19 protein-coding genes and 2 pseudogenes are annotated in these 25817 nt (G+C 59.8%); 6 read left to right on the forward strand and 15 right to left on the reverse strand.

Going from position 1 to position 25817, the window contains the following annotated elements; translation table 11 throughout:
• Positions 1 to 487: 487 nt before the first annotated feature.
• Positions 488 to 843 (forward strand): annotated as a pseudogene (gene tnpB / locus PLD_RS26530) (IS66 family insertion sequence element accessory protein TnpB).
• A gap of 18 nt (positions 844 to 861) precedes the next feature.
• Positions 862 to 2393 (forward strand): annotated as a pseudogene (locus tag PLD_RS26535) (IS66 family transposase).
• Between the two features lie 30 nt (positions 2394 to 2423).
• Here PLD_RS26535 and PLD_RS26540 read toward each other — a convergent pair.
• The 10 genes from PLD_RS26540 to PLD_RS26590 all read right to left on the reverse strand — a co-directional run bounded on the left by PLD_RS26540 (position 2424) and on the right by PLD_RS26590 (position 14386).
• Positions 2424 to 2708 carry a hypothetical protein gene (locus PLD_RS26540; protein WP_159897633.1) on the reverse strand — a complete coding sequence of 95 codons (285 nt, stop codon included), beginning with the start codon at positions 2706 to 2708 and terminating at the stop codon, positions 2424 to 2426.
• Between the two features lie 491 nt (positions 2709 to 3199).
• A complete protein-coding gene (locus PLD_RS26545; protein WP_159897634.1) occupies positions 3200 to 5707 on the reverse strand; it encodes a DEAD/DEAH box helicase in 2508 nt (835 codons plus the stop codon).
• 1 nt (position 5708) lies between these two features.
• Complete coding sequence (locus PLD_RS26550; protein ID WP_159897635.1) at positions 5709 to 6635, reverse strand: DUF1837 domain-containing protein; 927 nt, start codon at positions 6633 to 6635, stop codon at positions 5709 to 5711.
• A gap of 1141 nt (positions 6636 to 7776) precedes the next feature.
• Positions 7777 to 8945, reverse strand: a protein-coding gene (locus tag PLD_RS26560; RefSeq protein WP_159890010.1) for an IS3 family transposase whose coding sequence is annotated in 2 segments (ribosomal slippage) — positions 7777 to 8684 and positions 8684 to 8945 — 1170 coding nt in all. Because the reading frame shifts where the segments join, the coding sequence is not laid out codon by codon here.
• A 190-nt stretch (positions 8946 to 9135) separates the two neighbouring features.
• On the reverse strand, positions 9136 to 9924 hold the full coding sequence (locus tag PLD_RS26565) for an amino acid ABC transporter ATP-binding protein (protein WP_159897636.1): 789 nt from the start codon (positions 9922 to 9924) through the stop codon (positions 9136 to 9138).
• A gap of 16 nt (positions 9925 to 9940) precedes the next feature.
• Positions 9941 to 11182, reverse strand: a complete 1242-nt coding sequence (locus PLD_RS26570; protein ID WP_159897637.1) for an FAD-binding oxidoreductase — start codon at positions 11180 to 11182, stop codon at positions 9941 to 9943.
• A 46-nt stretch (positions 11183 to 11228) separates the two neighbouring features.
• Positions 11229 to 11939 (reverse strand): ABC transporter permease, encoded by a 711-nt coding sequence (locus PLD_RS26575; protein WP_159897638.1) that lies wholly within the window; start codon positions 11937 to 11939, stop codon positions 11229 to 11231.
• Positions 11936 to 12655: an ABC transporter permease gene (locus PLD_RS26580; protein WP_159897639.1), complete on the reverse strand. Its 720-nt coding sequence runs from the start codon at positions 12653 to 12655 to the stop codon at positions 11936 to 11938. The genes PLD_RS26575 and PLD_RS26580 overlap by 4 nt, the downstream gene beginning before the upstream one ends.
• An 86-nt stretch (positions 12656 to 12741) precedes the next feature.
• The gene (locus PLD_RS26585; RefSeq protein ID WP_159897640.1) at positions 12742 to 13494 is read right to left on the reverse strand and encodes a transporter substrate-binding domain-containing protein; all 753 of its coding nucleotides are present in this window, start codon (positions 13492 to 13494) and stop codon (positions 12742 to 12744) included.
• Positions 13495 to 13510: 16 nt separating this feature from the next.
• The gene (locus PLD_RS26590) at positions 13511 to 14386 is read right to left on the reverse strand and encodes a MurR/RpiR family transcriptional regulator (RefSeq protein ID WP_159897641.1); all 876 of its coding nucleotides are present in this window, start codon (positions 14384 to 14386) and stop codon (positions 13511 to 13513) included.
• Positions 14387 to 14699: 313 nt separating this feature from the next.
• Between PLD_RS26590 and PLD_RS26595 the strand changes: the two genes are divergently transcribed.
• The 4 genes from PLD_RS26595 (at position 14700) to nahK (ending at position 21295) form a co-directional block, all read left to right on the forward strand.
• Positions 14700 to 15761, forward strand: coding sequence for an Ldh family oxidoreductase (locus PLD_RS26595; RefSeq protein WP_178116214.1), 1062 nt, complete (start codon positions 14700 to 14702; stop codon positions 15759 to 15761).
• Positions 15762 to 15985: 224 nt separating this feature from the next.
• The gene (locus tag PLD_RS26600) at positions 15986 to 17170 is read left to right on the forward strand and encodes a porin (RefSeq protein WP_159897642.1); all 1185 of its coding nucleotides are present in this window, start codon (positions 15986 to 15988) and stop codon (positions 17168 to 17170) included.
• Between the two features lie 395 nt (positions 17171 to 17565).
• On the forward strand, positions 17566 to 18729 hold the full coding sequence (gene nosP / locus PLD_RS26605; RefSeq protein WP_159897643.1) for a nitric oxide-sensing protein NosP: 1164 nt from the start codon (positions 17566 to 17568) through the stop codon (positions 18727 to 18729).
• The gene (gene nahK, locus PLD_RS26610) at positions 18659 to 21295 is read left to right on the forward strand and encodes a hybrid sensor histidine kinase/response regulator NahK/ErcS' (protein WP_159897644.1); all 2637 of its coding nucleotides are present in this window, start codon (positions 18659 to 18661) and stop codon (positions 21293 to 21295) included. Before nosP ends, nahK begins: the two co-directional genes overlap by 71 nt.
• Positions 21296 to 21687: 392 nt before the next feature.
• Here the strand turns inward: nahK and PLD_RS26615 are convergent, their stop codons facing one another.
• From PLD_RS26615 to PLD_RS26635, 5 genes are all read right to left on the reverse strand, one after another.
• Positions 21688 to 22353 (reverse strand): response regulator transcription factor, encoded by a 666-nt coding sequence (locus tag PLD_RS26615; RefSeq protein WP_011060504.1) that lies wholly within the window; start codon positions 22351 to 22353, stop codon positions 21688 to 21690.
• Positions 22354 to 22399: 46 nt separating this feature from the next.
• A complete protein-coding gene (locus PLD_RS26620; RefSeq protein WP_159897645.1) occupies positions 22400 to 22942 on the reverse strand; it encodes a PQQ-dependent catabolism-associated CXXCW motif protein in 543 nt (180 codons plus the stop codon).
• 340 nt (positions 22943 to 23282) lie between these two features.
• Positions 23283 to 24077 carry an ABC transporter permease gene (locus PLD_RS26625; RefSeq protein WP_159897646.1) on the reverse strand — a complete coding sequence of 265 codons (795 nt, stop codon included), beginning with the start codon at positions 24075 to 24077 and terminating at the stop codon, positions 23283 to 23285.
• Positions 24074 to 24832 carry an ABC transporter ATP-binding protein gene (locus tag PLD_RS26630; protein ID WP_159897647.1) on the reverse strand — a complete coding sequence of 253 codons (759 nt, stop codon included), beginning with the start codon at positions 24830 to 24832 and terminating at the stop codon, positions 24074 to 24076. Before PLD_RS26630 ends, PLD_RS26625 begins: the two co-directional genes overlap by 4 nt.
• Positions 24829 to 25803 carry a YVTN family beta-propeller repeat protein gene (locus PLD_RS26635; RefSeq protein ID WP_159897648.1) on the reverse strand — a complete coding sequence of 325 codons (975 nt, stop codon included), beginning with the start codon at positions 25801 to 25803 and terminating at the stop codon, positions 24829 to 24831. Before PLD_RS26635 ends, PLD_RS26630 begins: the two co-directional genes overlap by 4 nt.
• Positions 25804 to 25817: the final 14 nt, after the last annotated feature.

A 25817-nucleotide genomic window follows, 5' to 3' on the forward strand; every position in this document is an offset into this window, starting at 1 on the left:
TTCACCTGGCTGCATCCGGTTTTGTGGACATATCCGTTGCTGCGGTCATGGCTGCTTACGGTTTCGCTTTTACAGCGACTCACTTTTGAACAGCGCAAAAGGTGAGCAAAACGCTCCTGCCCCCGCATCCGGCGCCTCGCTTAGGCTCGGCGTTCCCTCTCTCCGGCATTGCTCCGGGGGCACGCCGCCACAGGCCATCCATGGCCTGACGGCGGCTAGCTCGGCATCCATGCCGAGCTGCCCCCTACGCAACGCCTACGTTCGGCCTTCTGGAGGGGGCAGGAAGATCAAGATCAAAAGCAAGATCAAAAGCCAAAGCCAGATCAAAAGCCAAAGCAAAGCCAAGCGCGTTTTGCGCGCTGGTTGAGTTCAAAGGCGTTCAGGACTCTTGCGCTGTTCGTATGCGCCCCATAAAGCCCACATTCCAAGTCGAAATCTGATGCTCGAAGCTGTGCTCCTCAACTCTTTCAGGAGCCAGTACCTCATGATGCGACCCGATGCAAAAGTGGAAAAAGTCTACCTCTACCCCAAGCCCGTAGACTTTCGAAAATCCATAGACGGTCTGACCGCGCTGGTCGAGCTGGATATCAAAGTCGCCGTGTTCGATCCGGTACTTTTTGTCTTCCTCAACAAAGCCCGTAACCGCATCAAAGTGTTGTATTGGGAGCGCAACGGTTTCTGTCTGTGGCTCAACGTCTGGAAGCCGAACGTTTCAAAACCTCCCCTGACGACACGAATGAAGCCATTGTCCTGACGGTTCAGGAACTGAACTGGTTACTCGACGGTTTTGATCTGTGGCGCAACCGGCCACATCAGGTTTTGACGCCGCGATTTGTCGCATAGTTGGATATAATCCGGGCCATGATTTCCATGCCCGACGACCTCCCTGATGATCCGGTTCTGCTCAAGCAAATGCTTGTGCAGATGCTCAGTGAGCGTCAGGTGGACAAAGACCAGATTGTTGACCTGAAAGAGCAGATCAAACTATGGCGTGAACGTTTTTTCGGGCGTAAGTCAGAGCAAACCGTCGATCCGCAGACGCCGCAGCTCGTGCTCTTTAATGAACCCGAAAGCTTTGCGGTTCCGGTCTCCGACACCTCTGACGAAGAAGTCGTTGCCCCGACTAAACGCCGAGGTAAACGTAAACCACTATCAGCCGATCTGCCTCGGATCGAGGTCATCCACGAACTACCCGAACACGAACTGACTTGCGGCTGCGGTTGCCGCAAACACGCCATCGGCGAAGAAACCAGCGAACAGCTAGAGATCGTGCCGATGCAGATCCGCGTGATCAAACATATCCGCAAAGTCTACGGCTGCCGGGGCTGCGAAGCAGCCCCGGTCACGGCTGACAAACCTACGCAACTGATCGAAAAGAGCATGGCCAGTCCGAGTGTGTTGGCGATGCTGCTGACCACCAAGTACGTCGATGGTCTGCCGCTGCACCGCTTCGAAAAAGTCCTCGCTCGCCACGGTGTCGAGATCCCTCGGCAAACTCTGGCTCGCTGGTGATCCAGTGCAGCGAACACTTCCAGCCACTGCTGAATTTGATGCGTGACCGCCTGCTGGAAAGTCCGGTCATCCACTGCGATGAAACCCGTGTCCAGGTGTTGAAAGAGCCGGATCGAGATCCGACCAGCCAATCCTGGATGTGGGTGCAAGCCAGCGGCCCGCCAGATCGTAAAGTCGTGTTGTTTGACTACACGTCCAGTCGTGCGCAGGAGGTGCCGTTACGGCTGCTGGAAAGTTATCGCGGTTATGTCATGACCGACGACTACGCCGGCTATAACGCGTTGGCGTTGCGATCGGGTGTGGAGCGCTTGGCGTGCATGGCCCATGCACGACGCAAGTTCGTGGACGCGCAAAAAGTGCAGCCCAAGGGTAAAACCGGACGGGCCGATATCGCACTGACGATGATCAACAAGCTGTACGGGATCGAGCGTGAACTTAAGGAAGCCGATGATGAACAGCGGTTTATCGTTCGCCAGGAAAAGAGCCTGCCGATCTTGGGGCAGCTGAAAGTCTGGTTGGATAAAACCCAATCCCAGGTGACGCCGCAAAGTGCATTAGGCAAGGCGGTGCATTATCTGGCGAATAACTGGAGCCGACTGGAGCGTTATGTCGAAGCGGGTTATTTGCCCATCGACAACAACACGGCCGAAAGAGCGATCAAGCCGTTTGTCATCGGGCGCAAGGCCTGGTTGTTCAGCGATACCGTCAATGGCGCCAGTGCTAGCGCGAAGATCTACAGCCTGGTCGAGACCGCCAAGGTCAACGGCCAAGAGCCTTATACGTGGCTACGCCACGTACTAGAGCGGCTGCCGCATGCCTCGTCAGTAAAGGACTACGAGGCGCTACTGCCGTGGAACTGCTCGCCCGAAATGCCACAGTAAACCGTTGACCCACTGTTGGGCAGGTGGGGTTTATGGATCGCATACCGCTGTTCGCCACTGAATCACCTCCAGCACCGCGCAACCCTCCCTGGTGAGCAGATGCACCCCTCGGGTGACCCGCGTCAGGTCGCAGTCGGTAATGTCTTTCAGGTTAAGGGTGGACAGCGTGTCCATCAGGTCCCGCACCACGGTGAAACGATGGGCCGCACTGCTGGCCAGATCGCTCAGAGAGGCGTGGGTGTCGAGGTAGAAAACGGCTTGGTTGGCGTCGTGGGTGTCGACGGGGGAGAAGCGGGAAATCGATTGATCGTCCATGGTCGTTACTCGTTGTAGAGCTTCCACCTTTTGCGGCCAAGCAAATGGAGGGTGGCAGCTGTGCGAGGGTTGGCCGACCGGCTACAACGACACCGGCACACCCGAAGGTGTCCCGCACACAGCCGCCATAACACAGAATTGCAGGCACAAAAAAAGCGTCTGCAATGGTGTTTTGGACGCTGATGCGTCGTTGTAATTCGACCGGCCAAGGTCGTTCGCGGATTTTGCCGCGAGGGGCGAACTATAGGGGCCACGCTTGAACGGTGCAACTGTGTATTGGAGGCGATGTTTGAGTGGTTGTGTCATGGCGATTATCAATCGTCCCGCATCTAATTGTCCGCTTTGGGTTGAAAACTCAAAGCGGCCAATTATAAGCGGAAATTTTAGATGAGGCTAAATTTTGGTGTTTTCAAAAAAGTCTTAATTTTGTTTGGGGGCGAAAGTTACTCACTCAATGCGCTCACAGTGGTTTAGATGGTCTTGGATAATATTTATTGCTGGCCAAGAATATCATTTATCTCTTTAAGGCAAACTTTAGGCATCTTTAGGTTGGAGATATTTACTTTTGAAAGTATAAGGAGGTAGTCTTCAATTTCTTCGGTTTCGCCCCAGTTGACAGAGTTTTTCAAACGCAATGCTGTGAACCTTGAAAAGCCTAGCGACATAAGGCTTAGTTCGATAGGGGAACATGAGCCAAATTCGAGAAATGTATGGTATGGAGCTTGTTTTGCATCGTTTTCATTAAAGCCTTTCTCAATCAGGCAGTATTTTATTATGTCTTCAAAGGCGCTAAAATATTTTACAAGTTTAAATCTTACTTCTGTTTCAATTAGCTTTAGTAGTCCTCTTATTATTGCTGATGTGTTTGCTGACTCATCATCTTTTTTTACGTAGTTGACGCGCTCCCTTATGAGGGTGGATATGGCTGTTCCTGTTGCCCATTGGTGAGATATATAAACTATGGAGTTTCTAAACTTCTGGTTCTCAGCCCATCCGAAGATTTCGGATATAATAGTTATGGCGTTGCTCATTCTTTCATATCCTCCTTTTAGAAAGGGGTTTATTAAAGAAAATTCGTCCGTGTAAACTGCGCTGAAAAGTTTATCATATAGATTTTGTAGATGGTCAGGTCTTAAGCTGCTATGTGAGTCTAGTATTTCTTGGGGCAGAGTTATAGATACATTGCGTACGTGTTCTAGATTTTTTGCTAGGGTTTCAGTGTTATCTTTTGTTTCGTATTTTGAAACTACTTCTTCCTCTCCGAGCATCTTGAACTCTTGGTAAAGTCGACTAAAACCGGCTTCGGCGAGGTTTTTATATTCTTCTGCGATATTTCCTGAAATTAGCTCTTCAATAATCGTTCCGCCATCATCCATTAACTTGGACATTGAAGATTTAATTTCCTGTAGTTTTTCACCAGTGTAAGATTCTTCGGTCCATTCACTCGGTCGTATACACCAAATATTTCCATGGAATTCTTGTAGGAGCCTACCTGCCCTGCCAGATAAATTGAGAAAGTCTGATCTTGACATTGGGTTATTTCCACTGTGTGGATTCTCAATTACTATGTGTTTTGCTGGTAGGTTGACTCCTTGAAGCAGTGTACTAGTGCAGCATAGGAAACGTATTTCCATAGATTTAAATAGTTCTTCGACACCTGATCTAACAATTGAAGGCATATCGCCATAGTGTACCGCAACGCCATGCTCTAAAGTTTTTGCCAAAGGGTATTCTTCATGTACCTCGGTGCGTATGAAGTTAATAAAATCCTTTACTTCATCCGAAGCAATATAGTCTCTATTTATTTCGAGCAGCTCTTTCGCAACGGTCTCGGCATCGCCGGGACCATTAGCAAAGATAATAGTGGATTCGGTGTTTGAGGTTATTTCATTTGCTAATCTTGCTCTTTGCTCGGATTTGGAACCTCTAAATCTGAAACTTATAGGTGTTATCCCTAAATCAATGGTTCTATTTGCAGCCAGTAATGATGTGCTGATTTTGCTTGGCTGGTTTTTTACTTCGGATATTAACAGTAGGTTTTGAGATACGGGGGATATGGTTTCTGTAAAGAAAAATCCTTCGTCTTGCCTTCCGAATAAGCTCAAGAAGTAGCCGGGATTACTTACAAGAGGGCTCGCAAATAGAACTGATGCGCTAGGGTGTAGACTTAATGCAAGGTCGACGGCGCTCTGCAGTACTATTCCTCTATTGCCTTTTTGGATTTCGTGGGCTTCGTCAATGAATATTGAAGTTATTTTTTTTGAATTATTTTCAGGCTTAAGAAGACTCAGTAGCCGCTCAGGGGTTAGAACATAAATAATATTTTTTATTTGAGCGTTGTCTTTCGTAGGGAATGGAGCGGTTCTTACGATTGCATCGGTAATTTCTCTGGTTTTTATTGTCTTTCTTATTCGGGCTGAGACCTCGGAAATTAATGCTCTGGTGGGAACTATATATACTATGTTCTGCTCTTTTCCGGATTCGAGGCGCCTAATTAAGTCTAGGTTGAGTATGAAGGACTTTCCTGCTGAGGTTGGGGCTGAAATACTCAGAGACTTCTGTTTTTCAAGGTTTGTATAGAATCTATGTTGGAAGTCGGTTAGAGTTATGCCTTCCTCAGTCGTGTTCTCAATCTCTCTTGCTAGTCTCTCTAGTGAAAGAGTTATCGCTGGTGAAAAGCTATCAAGTACTTTGTAGCGTTTTCTCAGAAGCTCTCGTCCAGGGAAATTTCCAATTCTCGAGAGGATAATATCCGCGGCTTTAGCTATGTCTTCTTTGTTATCTGAATCGCACTCTATCAATCTGCTAATGATTTCATATGCAAGTGATAGTTCATCGGGTATGTCGGATATGGATAAAATTGATGCGATACCAATAAGTCTTTTGGACTCAATGGAGGATATTTTCTTTGGCTCTGTATGGGCGGGGAGCAAGTGCAAAGTGCTATAGATGAAAAGTTTGTTGATGTCATTCTGAAAGTCTTCTGTATTAATATCCATATCAATCTAAGGCTTCGTTGAATTCGTTTCTGAAATTTTGCACTGAAGGGAAAGGAATAAAAAAAACCTCTAGGCAAAGATGCTTTCTTGAGAAATTTTCTAGCTTCCTATCTAGTTGTGTTGCAATTATTGGGGTCTCGAGAATTAGTCTTTCTTTAAACTCCTGAGCGAGTTCTCTACTGCTTTTGTTGTTCTTGTTGTCATAAGCGTCCCAGTTGTACCCAATTAGGCAGGCATGATTTATTCGAGCCCCAGGTCCAGGCTCACCCAGTTTTATATGTTCGGTGACAGCTTTTTGAACCTCTGGCTCTGCATATTTGAAATGCTTGGTTATCATCGTAAATTCGTGCTTATAGATTTCATCTAAATGAAAGCTTTCTATGCTTTTCAAAGCAGATATGATCGCGTCATCTATCTTTTGGTATAACTTTGATTCGCCAAAATAAAAGTCTACGATTTCATCTTCTTCATTCCATCTTGCATGGATGCCGTCTGACCCATTTGCCTCAAGCTTTCTATTGGTTTTTAGCTCCATTTTAGAGACTATTTGTGGGGCCTGTATTATTGACTCCATTAGAAAGAATAACAGTGTTTCTCCGGCTTCACCTGTTTTATCTGGACTGTCATCTGTGATATCCGGGTGACGAAACAGCTTGCGTGCTTCCTTTATTAATTGTGCAGACTCTTTTGCAGTGATAGCTGAAGGCCTGTTTTTAGCGGCAATGCAATAGTGAATGATGTATTGATATAAAAGCTCCGCGAGAGCTTTGGACATTGGACGCCCGTTGCCATCAAATTTTAAATGATGAAATCTTAGTTTTGCATTTAAGCCTTTAATGGTTTGTGTATGCTCAACGGAGTCTAGGCATTGCTTGTAATCTTTAATGTCAACGGCGATAAATTTATTTATATCTTTTAAATTGACCATTCCTTGTCTCTCATTTGGCGCTTCTGTCGTCGAGCTATTTTTTGTAATGACGGATTAGCTTACTAGGTATCTTAGCGGACAAATCGAACCATCGTTTATGAATGATGTCATGGTGGCATCATTCTTTGCTCCAAGTAAATCCCCATTTCTTTTGTGACGGAACAATCCTTTTGCTTCCGGTATTGCGGTGGCGAGCTTACTTTTGGCGTTCGCGGATGCCTAGGCTAATGGATGGGATAAAGGTTGGTGTCGGTTGTGCTTTGAATCGGATAGATAGGCATTCTTGAGATTGCTGTGCTCGATTTGTAGTCGTTCGCAGCCTTTGGTAGCGGCTACAGGTGAGGGGGCTTTGTTTTTAGGGGGGGGCGGGAGGCCGCTGTCTTGCTTTGGCTTTTGATCTGCCTGCCCCTTTAGACACGATGGCCGAACGCAGGCATTGAGCCGTGGGTAACCCGGCAGGACGCCGGGTTAGCCGCCCCAGGCCATGGATGGCCTGTGGCGGCGGCCCACGGATCAATGCCGGAGTTCGGGCATGCCGAGCCTAGGCGAGGCACCGAGTGGAGGGGCAGGAGCCCTTTGGTTACTTTGGGGCTTTTCCAAAGTGACTCGCTGTAAGAGCGAAACCATAAGTGGCCGCACCCGCAGCAACGGATATGTACACCAAAAAGACCGCAACCTCAGGTCTTACGACCGCTGCGCGGCCGAGCGGGAGCAAGCTCCCTCGCCACAGTAAGCTCGCCGAGCCCCTTGCTCACTGTGGCGTTTCAACATAATGCGTAGCAGAAAACTGCTGCATTCGCAGCAATGGATCTAGTAACCCCGACATAACAACAGCGATGATTTCTGCTCACCTTGCACCAGAGTATTTGGACAAGGATCAGCCCCTAATCTCATGTTTCTTTCGCCCACTACACGGAGCAATTGATCATTGTTGCGGTGATAACGGATAGACCTGTATGTAAATAAAAAAGCAGCTCTCGGGAGCTGCTTTTCGATCCTATTCCCCCTTTTTATGCTTATGGGGTTTCAGATCTGGATGCTCTTTCTGCTTTTCGGGCGTGACTCTCTGTCTTTTGTCCGCAGTGCCATCTTCGTTTTTTCTTTTAGGGCCAGGTTTGATACTCATGGTCGACTGTAGTGGTCAACAATTTCCGGACACTGAATTGAGTTTTTCCTCAACAACCGCTGGCGGCACGAAGCCGTTGTACTGATGTGGCCGTGTCCAGTTGTATCGCTGCATGAGGTATCGGCCGATGTCCTGCTCGGCCAACGCCGTCGTCATGTAGCCCACCGTCGGCACCCACTCGGTTTTCAGGCTACGAAACAGCCGCTCCATTGGCGAGTTGTCGTAGCAGTTTCCCCGTCTGCTCATGCTTTGAGTCATCCGATAGCGCCACAGTCGCCGTCGGAAACTGCGGCTGCCGTATTGGCTTCCCTGATCGCTGTGAAATAGGACGCCCCGTGGTCTGCCACGCATTTCATACGCCCTGTCGAGCGCCTTGATGACCAGATCGGCATCAGGCCTGGAAGACATTGCCCAACCCACCACCCTGCGGCTGTACAAATCCAATACAACGGCCAGGTAATGCCATCGCCCTTGCGCCCAGATGTAGGTGATGTCGCCGCACCAGGCCCTGTTCGGCGCTGCCACGGCGAACTGCCGATCGAGGAGGTTGGGAATGTCAGGACGTTCAACCGTGGCTTTCTTGTAAGCGTGAGAACCGGGCTGCTTGCTGATCAATCCTTGTTCCTTCATCAAGCTTCTGACCTTGAAGCGTCCCACCTCAACGCCCTCGTCGCGAAGCATGGCAACGATACTGCGGCTGCCGGCAGAACTACGGCTTTGGCTGAACAGTTCGTTGATGCGGCTGCGCAGGCTCACCCGGCGAACATCGATACGACGCCGCCGGGCCAAATGGGCGTAATAACAGGATCGGGGCAGCTCGAACACTGAACACAACAGCTGGACGGGATAGTGCTTGGCCAACTGCCGAATCGACTTCAACGTCTGCGCCCGTGTTCCTCGGCCATCAAGAGCGCAGTGGCCTCCTTTAAGATTTTTTTCTCAAGCTCCAGCCGGTTGATGCGGGCCTGAAGCTCCTGAATCGTCTGCTGCTCCGGTGTAAGCGCCTTGGCAGTCGGCGTAACGCCTCCACGTTCCAGTTGCAACTGGGCAACCCAGCGCCGCAATGCGGTCTCACCTACATCGAGGGATTTGGCGGCCTCAGGGCAGCTATAGCCTTGGTCGAGCACCAGGCTGGCAGCCTCACGCTTGAAGGCAGGGGTGAAAGTACGTCGTTGTCTGCTCATTGAACACCTCTGTGTGGCGATCATCTTCGCCTAAAAAGGTGTCCGGAGTTAGTAGACCACTACAGACTTCCTTTATCGCTTGGGTTGTTAAATCCTATTTTTAACTAGTCCAGCCTTTTATAGCTGTCAACAGGAAGCGGCTAAGGGGGGCTTAGTCATGGGGTCGGAATTCCGTAGCAAATTGCTTACCTCAATGCACAATCTGCGCAAGAAACGCCTTAGCCCTCTCACTCTTCGGCGCCCCAAAAAACGCCTCCGGCGGCGCGTCTTCAACGATGCGCCCCCCATCCAAAAACAACACCCGCTCCGCCACCTGCCGCGCAAACCCCATCTCATGGGTCACACAAAGCATGGTCATCCCACTCCCAGCGAGCTTCACCATCACATCCAACACCTCACTCACCATCTCCGGGTCCAGCGCCGAAGTCGGTTCATCAAACAACATGATCTTCGGCTCCATGCACAACGCCCGGGCAATCGCCACGCGCTGTTGCTGCCCACCTGAAAGCTGGCTCGGGTACTTATCCGCCTGATTCTCAATCCCCACCTTGGCCAGAAACCCCCGCGCCAGTTCTTCAGCCTTTTTCCGCGACAACCCACGCACGGTCATCGGTGCCAGGGTGCAGTTGTCCAGCACGCTCATGTGCGGGAACAGGTTGAAGTGCTGGAACACCATGCCCACTTGGCTGCGCACCTGGGCGGCTTCGCGGGTGTTTTGCGAGAGGTCGGTGCGGTCCACCAGGATGCGACCTTTTTCGGCAATCTCCAGGCGGTTGATGCAGCGGATCAGGGTCGATTTACCGGAGCCGGAAGGCCCGCAGAGGACGATGCGTTCGCCCTGGCGCACCTTGAGGTCGATGTCGTGCAATACGTGGAAGGCGCCGTAGAACTTGTTCAGCCCGGCAATATCGATCACCACTTCGCGGTGGTCGGTGGCAACGGCGGGCGCGGCGGGAAGCGGGGCGGTCTGGGTCTGCATGGCGGTTCTCCGTCGGTCAGTTGAAGCGCTCGGCGCGGTAGGGGGTGGGGTCGGTGAAGGGCGTTTCGCCGGTGACCATCTGCGCTAGCAGTTGGCCGCTCACCGGGCCCAGGGTCAGGCCGTGGTGGGCGTGGCCGAAGTTGAACCACAGGCCGGGGTGGCGCGGGGCGGGGCCGATCACTGGGCACATGTCCGGCAGGCACGGGCGGCGGCCCAGCCAGGGTTCGGCGTCGAGGCGTTCGCCCAGGGGGTAGAAGCGGCGGGCCAGGGCTTCGCAGCGGCGCAGTTGGATTTCGTTGATCGGGTCGTCGCCGTCGGCGAATTCGATGCCGGTGGTCAGGCGGATGCCGCCCACCATCGGCGCCAGGACGTAGCCGCCCACCGGGTCGAGGATCGGGTGCTGCAAGCGGGTGCCGGGCAGGGCGGCGTAGTGCATGTGGTAGCCGCGCTTGATCGCCAGGGGAATGCGGTAGCCCAGGGGCTCGAAGATGCCGCTGGCTTGCGGGCCCAGCGCCACCACCACTTCCTGGGCGGTGATCGGGCCGAGTTCGCTGTGCACCTGCCAGCCGCCTTCGATCTCGGTCAGGCTCAGGGCATCACCGATGACGAATTGGCCGCCGCGTTGCTTGAACAGTTCGGCGTAGCCGCGGGTCAGGCCGCCGGGGTCGCTGACGGTCTTGGGATCGAGCCAGTGCAGGCCGCCGACTACGTCTTGGTGCAGGCCGGGTTCCAGGGCCAGCAGTTCCGTGCGGTCCAGTACCCGGTAGTTGAGCTGGTAGTCGCGCAGGTCGGCGGCGGCGCGTTGGGCGAAGTCGAAGGCCTGTGGGTCGTTGAAGGCTTCGAGCCAGCCGCCGTCGGCGATCAGTTGCAGCATGTTGGCCGGGCGGGCCAGGGCCAGGTGTTCGCTCACGCAGCGTTCGATCAGCGGCAGCATGGCGCGGGTGGCGGCGGCCAGGCCCTTGGGCGAGGAGTGGCGCCAGTATTGCAGCAGCCAGGGGCCGGCCTTGGGCAGGTGGCGCAGGCTGTAGCGCACGTCCGATTGCTGGTTGAGGCCGTAGCGCACCAGCTTGCTCACTTCCCGGGGGAAGGCGTAGGGAATCACGCTGGCGCGTTCGATCAGCCCGGCGTTGCCGTGGCTGGTGCCGTTGCCCGGGGGCTGGCGGTCCAGCAGCACCACATGGCGGCCGCGGGCCTGCAGGTGCAGGGCGCTGCTGACGCCGACGATCCCGGCGCCCAGAACGAGGGTTTGGCAATGCATGTTTGGGTCCTTATGACAGGGGCCGCGCGGCGGCCCACTAAAGGGTTCAGTTCAGGTGCCGGCCCAGGCGGCCTTCCAGGTATTTGAGGCTGCGCCGCACCACTTCGACGATCAGCAGGTACAGCACCGCGGCCCACAGGTAGATCTGGAAATCGAAGCTGCGGGAGAAGGCCAGTTTGGTCACCCCCATCAGGTCGTAGATGGTCACCAGGGAGGCGATGGCGCTGGCCTTGATCATCAAAATCAGCTCGTTGCCCAGAGGCCCGATGGCGATCAGCAGTGACTGCGGCAGGATCACTTTGCGAAACGCGGTCCAGCGCGACAGGCTCAGGGCCTTGCAGGCTTCGCGCTGGCCCTGGGCCACGGCCAGCAGGCTCCCGCGCAGGATCTCCGCCTGGTAGGCGGCGGTGTTCAGGGTGAAGGCCAGCAGGGTGCACAGCCACGCCTCGCGGAAGAACCACCACAGGCCCACGTCCTGCCAGAAGTCTTTGAACGAGCCCAGGCCGTAATACAGCATGAACAGCTGGGCCAGCAGCGGCGAGCCACGAAAGAAGTACACGTAGGCCCCGGTGAAGCGCCGCAGGAACTGATTGCTGGACAGCCGCCCGAGGGCGATCAGCAGGCCGAGCACCGCGCCCAGGCTGAAGGAAATCGCCACCAGCTTGGCGGTCACCAGCAGGCCGTCGATAAAGCGCGGGCCGTAGCGTTCCAGCAGGTCCTGGTTGAGAAACAGGTTCAGCAGGTCGTCCAGGCTCATGGTTGCAGGCTCCGTTGCGCACGGTTGAAGCGTCGTTCAAGAAAGCTGAACAGGTGCCCCGACAGCGCCGAGAAGAACAGGTAGCCCAAGCAGGCCACGCTATAGAACAGCATGGGTTCCTTGGTCACGCTGACCGCGAGGTTGGTCTGGCGCATCAGGTCCACCAGGGAAATGGTCGACACCAGCGAGGTGTCCTTGAGCAGCGACAGCCAGTTGTTGGACAGGCCCGGCAAGGCGATGCGCGTCAGTTGCGGCAGCAGCACCCGGATGAAGGTGGTGCGCCGCGACAGGCTCAGGGCGCTGGCGGCTTCGTACTGGCCCTTGGGCAGGGTCTTGAACGCGGCCAGCCAGATCTCGCTGGAGAAGGCGGCGAACACCAGGCTGAAGGCGAGCATCGCGGCGACGAAGGTGTTGATCGCCACTTCACCGGGGTAGCCCACGGCGGCGAGGATCTTCTGCGCGGCGATTTGGCAGCCGTAGTAGATGATCAGCAGAGTCAACAGCTCCGGCAGGCCGCGAAATACCGTGGAAAAGGTCGTGGCCCAGGCCCGCGCCCAGCGGTTTTTCGAGCGCGCGGCCAGGGCTACGGCGAGGCCCAGGGGCAGGCCGATGGGCACGCAGGCCAGCGCCAGGGCGATGGTCACCAGGGCCCCGGCGAGCAACGCCGAGCCCCAGCCGCCGCTGGCAAAAGACAGGAGTGACAGCTGTTCGAACATGCGCGAACCCTCTGGAAAATTGAACCGTGCAGGGCGCCGCCGCGCTCAAGGGAACGCGGGGCGTGGGCAGCGGTAAAGGCGGGCGGTCAGTAGATGTCGAAGGCGAAGTAGCGGCTGGAGATTTTTTGGTAGGTGCCGTTGGCGACTATCGCGTCCAGGGCCTGGTTCAGGCGCTCGCGCAGGGCATTGTCTTCCTGGCGCACGGCGATCGAGGCGTCGGCGGTGGTGCCATTGACGTCACCGATGATCTTGCAGCAGTCCTTGCCGGCGCTTTCGGCCCAGGCCAGCAGCGGGAATTTGTCGGCGATCACCCCGTCCACGCGCCCGGCGGCCAGGTCGCTGTTGGCTTCGTCCAGGGTTGGGTAGAACTTCACGTCGGCGCCGGCCGGGCCGTAGTGGTCCTCGGCGTAGATGGCCTGGGTCGAGGAGGCCTGGGCGCCCACGCTGCGGCCCTTGAAGTCGGTCTGGGCGTCGCTGATGTCCGAGTCCTTGGCCACGGCCACCGACAGCGGGGTGCGGTAGTAGTGGTTGGTGAAGGCGATCTTTTTCTTGCGCTCGTCGGTGGCGATCATCGAGGCCACCACGGCGTCGTATTTCTTCGCCAGCAGCGCCGGGATGATGCCTTCCCAGTCCTGGGCGACGATGGTGCACTCGACCTTCATCTGCTCGCACAGGGCGTTGGCGATGTCCACGTCAAAGCCGTGCAGCTGGTTGCTGGAGTCCACGTAGTTGAAGGGCGGGTAGGCGCCTTCGGTGGCGATCTTCAAGGTTTCGGCCTGGGCCGTGGACGCGGCGATGACCAGGGCGCAAGCACTGGCGAAGCGGAGGACGTTGTTCATGGAGCACCTCGGTTATTTATTGTTTTGCGCGGGTGGACGATGTGTAACCAACAAACTCGTTATGCAGGGCAGCGGTGGCTTCCAGGCGTTTTTCCACCTCGGGCCCCAGGTGTTTGCACACCTCGTTGACCAACAGGTGAACCAGCGACAGCATGGCCGCCGTGGATTCCCAGAACAGGTTGAATTCGGTGGGCACGCGGAACACCTCGTCGGCGTTCTGCTCGGCCCAGTCGCAGAAGGTGTCGGTGACCAGGGTCACCGCAATCCCCGCCTCGCGGGCCTTGTGGCACAGGGTCAGGGCGTGGCGCGAATAGCGCCGGGCCTCGAACACCACCAGGGCGCAGTCTTCGGCGGGGCTGAGCAGCACGTCGGCGAAATGCCCGGCCGCGCCGTCCACCAGGTGCACGCCGTCGCGCAGGTATTGCAGCAGGTGGACCATGGAGGCGGCGATGCCGCGCTCGGTCTGGAACCCCGCCACGTACACCCGGCGCCGGCTGGCCAGGCGCTGGACCACGGTCTGCCAGGCCGGGGTCAGGCTGTATTCGTAGACCTTGACCAGCGCCGCCACTTCCAGCTCGAAGCTGCGGGGCAGGCCCTGGGCCGCCGGGTTGGGCTGTTGGCGAAACTCCTGCAGGCGGTCGCCCACCAGCCACGGGCCTTCGCCGAGGTCGTTCTTCAGGTCGTTTTTCAGGTCCTTGAAGTGGCTGTAGCCGATGGCGCGGCAGAAACGGCCGACGCTGGATTCGCTGACGCCGAGTTTTTCGGCGATGTCGGCGGCGGTCTGGAAGGGCAGCTCGTAGAGGTTGGCCAGCATGTAGCTGGCAATCGCCCGACCCGACGCGGTGGCGCTGGACAAGCTGCTTTCAAGGCGTTGTTTGATGGGCTGGCTCATGGCCGCTCCTTGTTATTCGGGTCTGCACGAAAACTGCCTGCGCTTCGACCATGCTGCGCACTACGCGCCTTCGGCGCTACGTAGAAACAGGCTCGGAATGCTCATGTAGGCCCCTACAGTCGAACGCGACCCCGGCCGTTGCTCGCCTGTTTTTGCCTTGCCTGATCTTTGCTCAGCGAGTTTTTTGTACAGAATCAAAATGACGCAGTGCAGTGGAAAATGAATGTTTTCTGTCATGAAGTCAACATTTGACAGTTAACTGGCGTGACGCGATAGTCAGGTCCCTTCCAATAACAATTCCAATGGAGCTGCAATGACCGACGCGACCCCCGCGACCCCGGCGCAGGCTGATGTCGAGTACCTCGACCTGCCGGCCTTGACCGACTTGCTGCAACGGATTTTTCTTCGCCACGGCACCTCTGCCGAGGTGGCCCGGGTGCTGGCCGACAACTGCGCCCGCGCCGAGCGCGACGGTTCCCACAGCCACGGGGTGTTCCGCATGCCCGGTTACCTGTCGTCCCTGGCCAGTGGTTGGGTCAACGGTCAGGCCGTGCCGCAAGTGGAGGATGTGGCCCCCGGCGTGGTGGCGGTGGACGCCGCCGGCGGCTTTGCCCAGCCGGCCCTGGCCGCGGCCCGCGAGCTGCTGCTGAGCAAGGCCCGCAGCGCCGGGATCGCGGTGCTGGCGATTCGCAATTCCCACCATTTCGCGGCGTTGTGGCCGGATGTCGAACCCTTTGCCGAGGAAGGCCTGGTGGCCCTGAGCCTGGTCAACAGCATGACCTGCGTGGTGCCCCATGGCGCCCAGCGGCCGCTGTTCGGCACCAACCCGATTGCCTTCGCCGCCCCCCGCGAGGGCGCCGAGCCCATCGTCTTCGACCTGGCCACCAGCGCCATTGCCCACGGCGATGTGCAGATCGCCAAGCGCCAGGGCCAGCAGTTGCCACCGGGCATGGGGGTGGACCGCGACGGCCAGCCCACGTGCGATCCGGCAGCGATTCTCGACGGCGGCGCCTTGCTGCCCTTTGGCGGGCACAAGGGCTCGGCGCTGTCGATGATGGTGGAGTTGCTGGCGGCGGCGCTGACCGGCGGCAATTTCTCCTTCGAGTTCGACTGGTCGCAACACCCGGGGGCGCAAACGCCCTGGACCGGGCAACTGCTGATCGTCATCGACCCCAGCCACCTGGGCGGCGGGCGGTTTGCCCAGCGCAGCGGCGAGCTGGTGCGGCAGATGCAGGCCGTGGGCCTGGAGCGCATGCCGGGGGACCGGCGCTACCGCACCCGGGCCAGATCCCTGCAACAGGGCATCCCTCTGGCCACCGCCGAACTGGCGCGGCTGCGGGTCCTTGCGGGTGACGATAAGACGGGCGCCGACTAGACGAGCGCCGACCAAGGGCTTGATCCCTTGGCACCCGGGTCCATCAGCCCTTGGTGTTACTCCCGGTAGGGGGGCCGGTAGCGGTCCGGTCGTGGATCGGATTTGCCGCTCCCTGCCAGCCCCTCCAAAGCACCGTGAACTTGCCCCCAAGGCAGCCTATGGGCGGCCTTGGCGCGTTTCGATAATCGCCTCCGACATTTCGTCCCCCGTTTGCGGAGCGCGCCATGCATAACAATAAGAACTGCCAGTACCCTCTGATTCCGGCCCTGCTCGTCGGCCTGTCGACCCTTGGCCTGGGCACGGTCGCCGAAGCCGAGATCATGCTGTACGACAAGGACCAGACGACCTTTTCTACCGACGGCTACATCAACGCCTTCTACGTCAACAGCAAGGTCGACCGCGCCGGCGAGCAGTACGACCGGCGTCAGGCGCGGGTGAAGATGGGCTTTCTGCCCAACTACCTGGGCTTCAACATGGGCAAGCAGGTGGACGACCTCAAGCTCGGCGCCCGGGCCTCGTTCTGGGTGACCATCAACGACAGCGAGACCAACGGTACCGACACCGCCATCGACGTGCGCCAGTTCTATGGCACCGTGGCCAACCCGGAGTGGGGCGAGGTGCTGATCGGCAAGGACTTCGGCCTGTTCGCCCGTTCCAACATCCTGCTCGATGAAATGCTCGCCGGGTACGGCCAGGTCAGCGACAGCCTGGGGCTGGTGGACGGCGGCGGGGTGTCGTTCGGCAACATCGGCAGCGGTTACCCCTATCCCTTTCCGTCGTCGCAGATCACTTACCGCAGCCCGGTGATGGACGGCCTGCGGGTGGCGGTGGGCATCCTCGACCCGGTGGACACCAATGACAGCAGCGCCCTGGGCAAGGCCTACCAGAAGAACCCGCGCACCGAGAGCGAGATCACCTACCAGTTCGACCTGGGCGGGGCCACGTTCTACAGCTGGCTCAACGGCAGCTACCAGACCTCCGACAACACCGACCCCAACGTGCAGTCGGTGACCTCCAAGGGCCTGGGCTATGGCCTGCAGGCGAAGATGGGCGGGTTGTCGCTGACCGGTTCCGGGTTCCAGGCCAAGGGCATCAATCCGTTCTTCACCAACAATGCCGGCGAGGCCACCCTGCGCAATGTCGACAGCAAGGGCTACCTGCTGCAGGGCTCGTACAAGCTAGGCAAGAACCGCCTGGCGCTGTCCTACGGCAAGACCCGTGACGACGGCAACGGCGTGGTCGGCAGCGGCGCCGACTACCAGACCCGGGGCGTGGCGCTGTTCCACGACATCAACGACAACCTCAAGCTGGTGGCCGAGTACAACCAGTTCGAGATCGACGGCCACCACACCACCGCGCAGAACGAAAACACCGACACCTTCGCCGTGGGTGCCGTGCTGACCTGGTAACCCCAGCGCCGGCCCTGGCGTGCGCATCGCGCTCGGGTCGGCGCCCCGTATTCCCCGCCTATTTTCCGCAACGGCGCCTTCCCCGTAGGAGCCGGCTTGCCGGCAAATAGGCCCGCCAGCCTTGCACCAAACCGGCCGACGCTTTCGCTGGCAAGCCAGCGCCTACGGAGGTGGCGCGCCGCATTCCCGGCCTATTTTCCGCATTGGCGCCTTCCCTGTAGGAGCCGGCTTGTTCGGCGAAGCGGCCCGCAGCCTTGCCCCGGCCCGGCCGACGCCTTCGCTGGCAAGCCAGCACCTACGCCCATGGAACCGGCTACCCGCTACCCAAGTAGCATTCGTGCCCCGGGGCCGGCTTCGTACACTCAGTGCTCAGACAACCCGCGCCGGAGGCGACGATGCAGCAAGCCCAGAGCGAGGGCGTGGTCAGTGCCATGTCCCAGGCGGTCGATCCGCAGCAGGTGGCACAGGATTTGGCCAGCCAGTTGCTGCATCCGCACCTGGGCTTCGTGCTGTTCTTCTGTTCCGCCGAATACCCCCTGCAGACCCTGGGCCCGGCCTTGCAGCAGAGTTTTGGCGGCATCCCCCTGGTGGGCTGCACCAGCGCCGGGGAAATCACCCCGTTGGGCTACGGGCGCAATTGCGTGACCGCCATCGGTTTCGATCACCGGCACTTTTCCATCGCCGCCGAACTGATCGATCAGATGGAGCACTTCAGCCTGATCGACGCCCAGCAGATGGTCGAACGCCTGGTGGGGGATTGCCGCAGCAACACCCTGGCGCCGATCAAGGGCAACAGCTTCGCCCTGACCTTGCTGGACGGTTTGTCGAGCCGCGAAGAAATGGTGCTGGCCGCCCTCAGCGCGGCCCTGGGGGACATTCCCCATTTCGGCGGTTCGGCCGGCGATGACAATTACCTGACCCACACCCACGTGTACTTTGGCGGCGAGTTCCACAGCGGCGCGGCGGTGGTGGTGCTGGTCAACACCTGGCTGGATTTCGAGGTGTTCACCACTCACCACATCCTGCCCCGGGAAGAAAAGCTGGTGGTCACCGGCGCCGACAGCGCCTTGCGCCGGGTCTATGAACTGAACGCCGAACCGGCCGCCGAGGAGTACGCGCGGCTGATCGGCGTGCCCCTGGATCAGCTCGACCACCGGGTGTTCGCCGCCCACCCGCTGGCGGTGCGGATCAATCAGCATTACTACGTGCGTGCGGTGCAGCAGGTGCACCCGGACCTGAGCCTGAGTTTTTATTGCGCGGTGGAGAACGGCATCGTCCTCACCGCCATGACCCCCGGCCCCTTGCTGCCCAACCTGCAACAGCTGTTCGACGGCTTGCAGCAGCGCCTGGGCGGGCTGTTGCTGACCATCGGTTGCGACTGCTTCCTGCGCCGCCTGGAGCTGGAGGATCGCGGCAGCCTGGAGCAGATCGGCGCCTTTTTGCGGGAACAACGGGTGATGGGTTTCAACACCTACGGAGAACAGTTCAATGGCATGCACATCAACCAGACCTTCACCGGGGTCGCCATTGCCCGCAGTCGAACTCCGGCCCGCCGCTGAGCTGCAAGCGCAGCTCGACTGCCTGCAGCGCGAGAACCGCAAGCTGCGGCGGATCAACGAGGCGCTGATCGAGCGGGTCGAATCCGGCGCCACCCGGGGCAACGACCCTTACGCGGCGTTCCAACATTCGGTGGTGCTGGCCGAGCAGGTGCGCGAACGCACCGACGCGCTGAACCAGGCCATGGCCGAGCTCAAGGCCGGCAACCATTTGCTCAGCGAAGCGCGGCTGCGGGCCGAGACGGCCCACCAGCACCTGATCGACGCCATCGAAAGCATTTCCGACGCCTTTGTACTGTTCGACCAGGAGCAGCGCATCGTCCTGTTCAATAGCCGCTTCCGCGCCTTCTGGCGCCACAGCCGGGTGCGGATCATGGCCGGCATGCGCCTCTCGGAAGTGCGCCGGCTGATGACCAGCACCGGATTGTTCAGCGAAGAGCCGCGCAGCGCCAGCGACGAACAACCGCTGTATCGCCTGCACAATGGCCGCTGGTTGCAGGTCAGCGAACGGCCGACCCGGGAAGGCGGGCGGGTGATCCTGTTCACCGACATCACCGAGGTCAAGCACAGCGAAACCCTGCGTCGGGAACAGGCGGTGGCGCAAAAGTCCCACCTGCTGCAACGGGCGGTGGACAACCTGTCCCAGGGCGTGGCCATGGTCAGCGCCGAGGGCATTCTCGAACTGTGGAACCGGCGCTTTCTGGAGCTCAGCGGGCTGGCCCCGGTGGCCGCGCACCGCTTGTTTGCCGAGGTCATCGGCGACAGCGAGCTGAGCCTGCTGACCCCCGCCAGCCGCGACTTCAATGGCCGGGTGATCCATGAATGCGAGCAGCGTTTGAGCGACGGCCGGGTGTTGGAGATTCGCACCCATCCGCTGCCCACCGGCGGCTTCGTCAATACCTTCACCGACATCACCGAGCGTTACCAGCACGCTGAGGCCCTGAGCGAAAGCGAGCGCTGGATCCGCCTGATCACCGACCATGTGCCGGCACTGATCGCCTACCTGAATGCCGATCTGGTGTACGAGTTCACCAACAAGGTCTACGAGGAATGGTACTGCTGGCCGCGCGGCGTGATGCTTGGCCAGAGCCTGCGCGAGGTGCACAGCGAACAGCACTACCGGCGCCTGGAAAGCTATGTGGAACGGGCCCTGGCCGGGGAGAGCGTGACCTTCGAATTCGCCGAAACCAACATCAACAACCAGGAGCGCTACATGCTGCGCTCCTACGTGCCCAACCGCCTGGCCAATGGCGAAGTGGTGGGGATCTTCGTGCTGATCCGCGACATCACCGAGCGCCGGCGCACTGCCGAGGCCTTGCATCAGGCCTACCAGAACCTGGAGCTGCGGGTGCGCGAACGCACCGCCGAACTGACCACCCTCAACCAGCAACTGCTGCGCGAGATCGAAGAGCGCAGCCGGGTCGAATCGCGGCTGCGCGAGGCCAAGGCCGAGGCCGAACGGGCCAACCTGTCGAAGACCAAGTTCCTCGCCGCGGTCAGCCATGACCTGCTGCAACCCCTGAACGCCGCGCGGCTGTTCACCAGCGCCTTGCTGGAGCGTCGCGACCCCCAGGCCAGCAGCGCCCTGGTGCGCAATGTCAGCAACTCCCTGGAAGACGTGGAAAACCTGCTGGGCACCCTGGTGGACATTTCCAAGCTCGACGCCGGGGTGATCAAGGCCGATATCGCGCCCTTTGCCTTGAGCGAGCTGCTGGAAAACCTCGCCGCCGAGTACGCCCAAGTGGCCCGCAGCGAGGGCCTGGAACTGCACTTTGTGGCCTGCTCGGCCCTGGTGCGCAGCGACATCCAGCTGCTGGCGCGGATCCTGCGCAACCTGTTGAGCAACGCCATCCGCTACACCCGCCAGGGCCGCGTGGTGCTGGGCTGCCGGCGCCAGGGGCACTGGCTGTCGATCGAAGTCTGGGACAGCGGCATGGGCATCGCCGCCGAACGCCTGGAGGAAATCTTCCAGGAGTTCAAACGTGGTGAAGAACAGCGCCCGGACCAGGATCGCGGCCTGGGCCTGGGGCTGGCCATCGTCGAGAAGATTGCCGGGATCCTCGGCCACCGCATCGGCGTGCGCTCCTGGCCGGGGCGCGGTTCGGTGTTCAGCGTGCAGGTGCCGATCAGCGCCAGCGCACCCTTGCCGGCACCGCGCCTGGAACTGGGTGACGCTTTGCTGGAACGTTTGCACGGCGCGCGGATTTGGGTGCTGGATAACGACGCGGCGATCTGCGCCGGCATGCGCACCCTGCTCGAAGGCTGGGGCTGCCAGGTGATCACCGCCTTGTCCGAAGAAGACCTGGCGCGCCAGGTCGACGACTACCGCGCCGAGGCCGACCTGCTGATTGCCGACTACCACCTGGACCAGCAACAGAACGGCATCGATGCGGTAGCGCGGATCAACGCCCGGCGCGCCCTGGCGCTCCCGGCGATGATGATCACCGCCAACTACAGCAACGAGCTCAAACAGCAACTGCGGCAGCTGGGCCACACCCTGATGCACAAACCGGTGCGGCCGATGAAACTCAAGACCGCCATCAGCCACCTGCTGATGCCCCCCGTGTAGCCACTGCCGCAGGCTGCGCAGGAGACGCCAACCCTGGCAGCGCGGTCTATCAGAACAACTCGCGTAGTTCGATTCAGCGCCCTGGCGTTGGTCGCAATGAATGCGCCGGTCTTCGGATCACTGGAAGGGCCTTCGACCCTTGTCGCAGCCTCGCCGAAGGCTCGGCAGCGGCTACAGGAATTGCAGGGCGGGCGCTGAAGGCTTCGTGTAGCCGCTGCCGCAGGCTGCGCAGGAGACGCCAACCCTGGCAGCGCGGTCTACCAGAACAACTCGCGTAGTTCGATTCAGCGCCCTGGCGTTGGTCGCAATGAATGCGCCGGTCTTCGGACCGCTGGAAGGGCCTTCGGCCCTTGTCGCAGCCTCGCCAAAGGCTCGGCAGCGGCTACAGAGGGTTAGCGGCGCAGGTAGGCGCCGAAGTCGATATCCCCGGCACTCAGGATCGCTTGCACCCGGTTGTGCACGTTGAGCTTGCGCAAAATCGCCGAGACGTGGGCTTTCACGGTGGTTTCGGCAATGTCCAGGGTGTAGGCGATCTGCTTGTTGGATTCGCCCTTGGTCATGCGTTCCAGCACCAGGAGCTGTTTGCGGGTCAGGGCCTGGAGCAGTTCCGGGGGGAAGCTCGGGGTTTCGCTGCTGCGCCGCCCCGGCTGGCTTTTCTGGGTGCGGATGATGTCCGGCGGCAGGTACACGTTGCCGTTGAGGATCTGTTCGATGGCCTCGGTCATCTGCGAGCGCGCCGAGGATTTGGTGATGAAGCCCACGGCGCCGTAGGTGATGGCCTGGAGCACGATCTGCTTGTCCTGCTCGGCGGAGACGATCACCACCGGAATGGTCGGCGCTTCGTTGCGCAGGGTGATCAGGCCGTTGAGGCCGTGCATACCGGGCATGTTCAGGTCGAGCAGGATCAGGTCCAGATCGTCGTGCTCCTGGGTCAGGGCCAGGGCGCTGTCCAGGTCGGCGGTTTCCATCACCTCACTGCCGGGAAATCCGTCGCTGATGACGTTGTGGATGGCTTCGCGAAACAGTGGGTGATCGTCGGCTATCAGAATTTTATACATGGCCTTTCACCTCGTTATTGTGATTGTGCGGGGGCTCTACTGGCGTTCAGGGAAAGGCTTCCGGCTGGGCCGCCACCACCGGCAACCCTGCCGCCTCCCAAGCGTCCAGGCCGTCGCGATACCAATAGATAGTTTTATAGCCCAAGGCCGCGGCGCGTTTTACCGCGTTCCAGCTCAGCCAGCAATCGGCGCGGCAATAAAAGACCAGCGGTTGTTGCCGGTCACCGGCACTGAGCTGTTGCAGGTAGTGACTGAAGTAGCGTTGCCACTGCGGGCTCAGTTCGCCATCGCCGGTATTGGCCAGCCAGTGGCTGCCGGGCAGGTTGGCGTGGGGCTCGCTGGCGATGAAGCGGCCTTGCAGCCATTGCCGGCGGTAGACGTCGATCAGCAGGGGTTTGGGTTGCGTCTGGAGCAGGGCCTGCAAGCCTTGGGTGTCGATGATCTGCGCGGCCTCTACCTGCGTGGGTGTCGGGCTGCGGTAGAGGCGGGTGCGATAGCCGTCGGCGGAAAACAGCGGAGTCTCGGCGTGGGCCATTCCCAGGGTCAGGCTCAGCGAGAGCAGGGCCAGGGTCTGCAGGGCACGGGGCATAAGGGGGTTGTCCTTCTTGTTATGCGCCCATTACATGCCAGGGCGATGGCATTTGTGAATGCGACCATCGACAGCAAAAGCAGTACCAAAGTCGTAGGTTTTGGCTGGGCGAGGCTCTCGCACTTGTCTGTAGCCGCTGCCGCAGGCTGCGCCCGGCTCCGCAGGAGACGCCAGACCTGTCGGCGCGGTCCATCAGGACAATCCACGGGCGTCGATGCACCGCCATGGCGTTGGTTGTGATGAATACGCGGGCCTTCAGGTCGCTGGAAGGCCTGCGGCCCTTGTCGCAGCCCCGCCCAAGGCTCGGCAGCGGCTACAGAGGCTCTTTATCCGGGGAAACCTAGGCGGTGCTTTTGCGCAGGGCGGCGTGCTGCGGGTTGAAGGTCAGCACCGCCAGCACGGAGAACACCAGGGTCAGGCCCAGGCACACGGCCAGGGCCAGCAGGTTGAGGCGTTGATACAGGGCAAAGCGCACCAGCTCCACGGCGTGGGTGAAGGGGTTGAGGGCGCACAGCCAGTACAGCCAGGGGCTGGCTTCGAGCATCTTCCACAGCGGGTACAGCGCCGAGGACAAAAAGAACAACGGGAAGATCACGAAGTTCATCACCCCGGCAAAGTTCTCCAGCTGGCGGATGGCGTTGGACAGCAGCAGCCCCAGCGCGCTGAGCATCAGCGCCACCAGCAGCAGCGCCGGCAGCGCGGCCAGCAGGCCCATGGCCGGCGGTTGCACGCCATACAGCCAGGCCACCGTGAGGAAGGCATAGACCTGCAGCAGTGAGATCAATGAGGTGGCCAACAGCTTGCTGGCGAGCAGGAAGGCCCGGGGCAGGGGGCTGGTGAGCAGCACGCGCATGCTGCCCATTTCCCGGTCGTAGACCATCGACAGCGAACCCTGCATGCCGTTGAACAGCAGGATCATGCAGGCCAGCCCCGGGACGATGTAGACCTCGTAGGGAATGTAGGTGCTGTAGGGCTCGATGATGGCGATGCCCAGGGCCGCGCGAAAGCCGGCGGCGAATACCAGTAGCCACAGCAGCGGGCGTACCAGGGCGCTGAGAAAGCGCGTGCGCTGCAGCACGAAGCGCAGCCATTCGCGCAGCACGATGCCGCGCAGGCACTGCCAGTAGGCGTTCATGCGAGCGGTTCTCCGATCGGGGCCGGGCGTGGCTGGGGATTCTGGGTCAGGCGGGCGAAGGCCGCGCTCAGGTCGCCGCCCTGTTGCTGGCTGATGGTGCCGGCCACGCCACTGGCCACCAGGCGCCCCTGATGCAGGATCAGTAACTGGTCGTCGGCCTGCACTTCGTCCAGCAGGTGGGTGGTCCAGAGCACGCTCAGGCGCTGTTCCTGGCACAGCTGGCGAATGTGCCGGTTGAGCGCCAGGCGGCTGGCCGGGTCGAGGCCGGCGCTGGCTTCGTCGAGCAGCAGCAGGCGCGGTTCGTGCAGCAGGGCGCGGGCGATTTCCACCCGTCGGCGGTGGCCGCCATTGAGGGCGCGCACGCTGTCCCGGCGCCGCTCGCTCAAGCCCTGGCGCGCCAGTTCGGCGTCGATTCGCGCCTGCCCCTGGCGCCGCGACAAGCCGTGCAGCGCGGCGTGGTAGTGCAGGTTCTGCTCGACGCTCAGGTCCAGGTCCAGGGTGCTTTGCTGGAACACCACGCCGAGCTGGCGCAGGGCGGCGCGGGCAGCGTTGCGCAGCGAGCAGCCGCCAACGCGGATGTCGCCCTGTTGCACATCGTAGAGCCTTGTGAGCAGGGCGATCAGGGTCGACTTGCCGGCGCCGTTGGGGCCCAACAGCGCGGCGAAGCGCCCGGGGGCCAGGCTCAGGCTGACCTGATCGAGGGCCTGGCGCGGGCCGTAGGCGAAGCTCAGCTGACTGACGTCCAGAGCGTTCATGGGGTGACCACCACGCCCCAGGGATAGCGCCCGACCTTCACCGACTTGAGCACCTTGAGGCTGTTCACGTCGATCACCGAGACATCGCCGCTGACCCCGTTGGTGGCCAGCAACTGGCTCTGGTCCGGGGTGAATGCCAACTGCCAGACCCGCCGCCCCACCAGCAGGTAGTCGAGGATCTCGAAGGTCTTGGCGTCGATCACCGCCACGTGGTTGGCCGGGCCCAGGGCGACGAAGGCGTACTTGCCGTCGGCGCTGAGTTTGATGCCCACCGGCTGCACCTTGTCCGGGTGCACGCCCTTGATCTTGAAGGTCAGGGTCTTGAGCACTTGGCGCGTGGCCACGTCGAGGATGGTCACGGTGCCGCCGATTTCCGCCGAGGCCCAAAGCCTTGAGCCGTCTTGGTTGAACTCGACGAAGCGCGGGCGCTGGTCCACCAGGGTGCTGTCGGCCAGGGTCTGGGTGCGGGTGTCGATCCAGTGCAGCATGTTGGTGGTTTCGCTGGTGTTCACCGCCCACTGGCCGTCGGGGCTCACCGCCATGCCTTCGGGCTCGACCCCGACGTCGATCTGGCCGAGGACCTTGGCGGTCTCGGTGTCGATTACGGTGACCAGCGCATCGTCCTCGTTGGACACGTACAGCCATCGGTTGTTGGGGTGCAGGGCGAACTGCTCGGGGTCCTTGCCGGACGGCAGCTCCTTGATGATCGTGCGGGTCGCCACGTCCATCACCTGGACCCGGTCCGAATCGCTGGCGCAGATGTACAGCAGCTTGTTGTCATGGGACAGCAGCAGCCCGCGCGGGCGCTGGCCCACCGGCAGGGTCGCGGTGACTTCCAGGGTCTGCAGGTCGATCAAGCTCAGGCTGTTGTCCTTTTCGTTGGAGACCCAGGCCGTGGCGGCCATGGCGTGCCCGGCGGCGAGCAGCAGGCCCGCGCACAGGGCGGAGCGGCAGAGAAGAGGGCGGCGCATGGCGGATTCCTTGT

Origin of the sequence: Pseudomonas sp. LD120 (genome assembly GCF_009861525.1) — a bacterium.
Taxonomy (GTDB): Bacteria; Pseudomonadota; Gammaproteobacteria; order Pseudomonadales; family Pseudomonadaceae; genus Aquipseudomonas.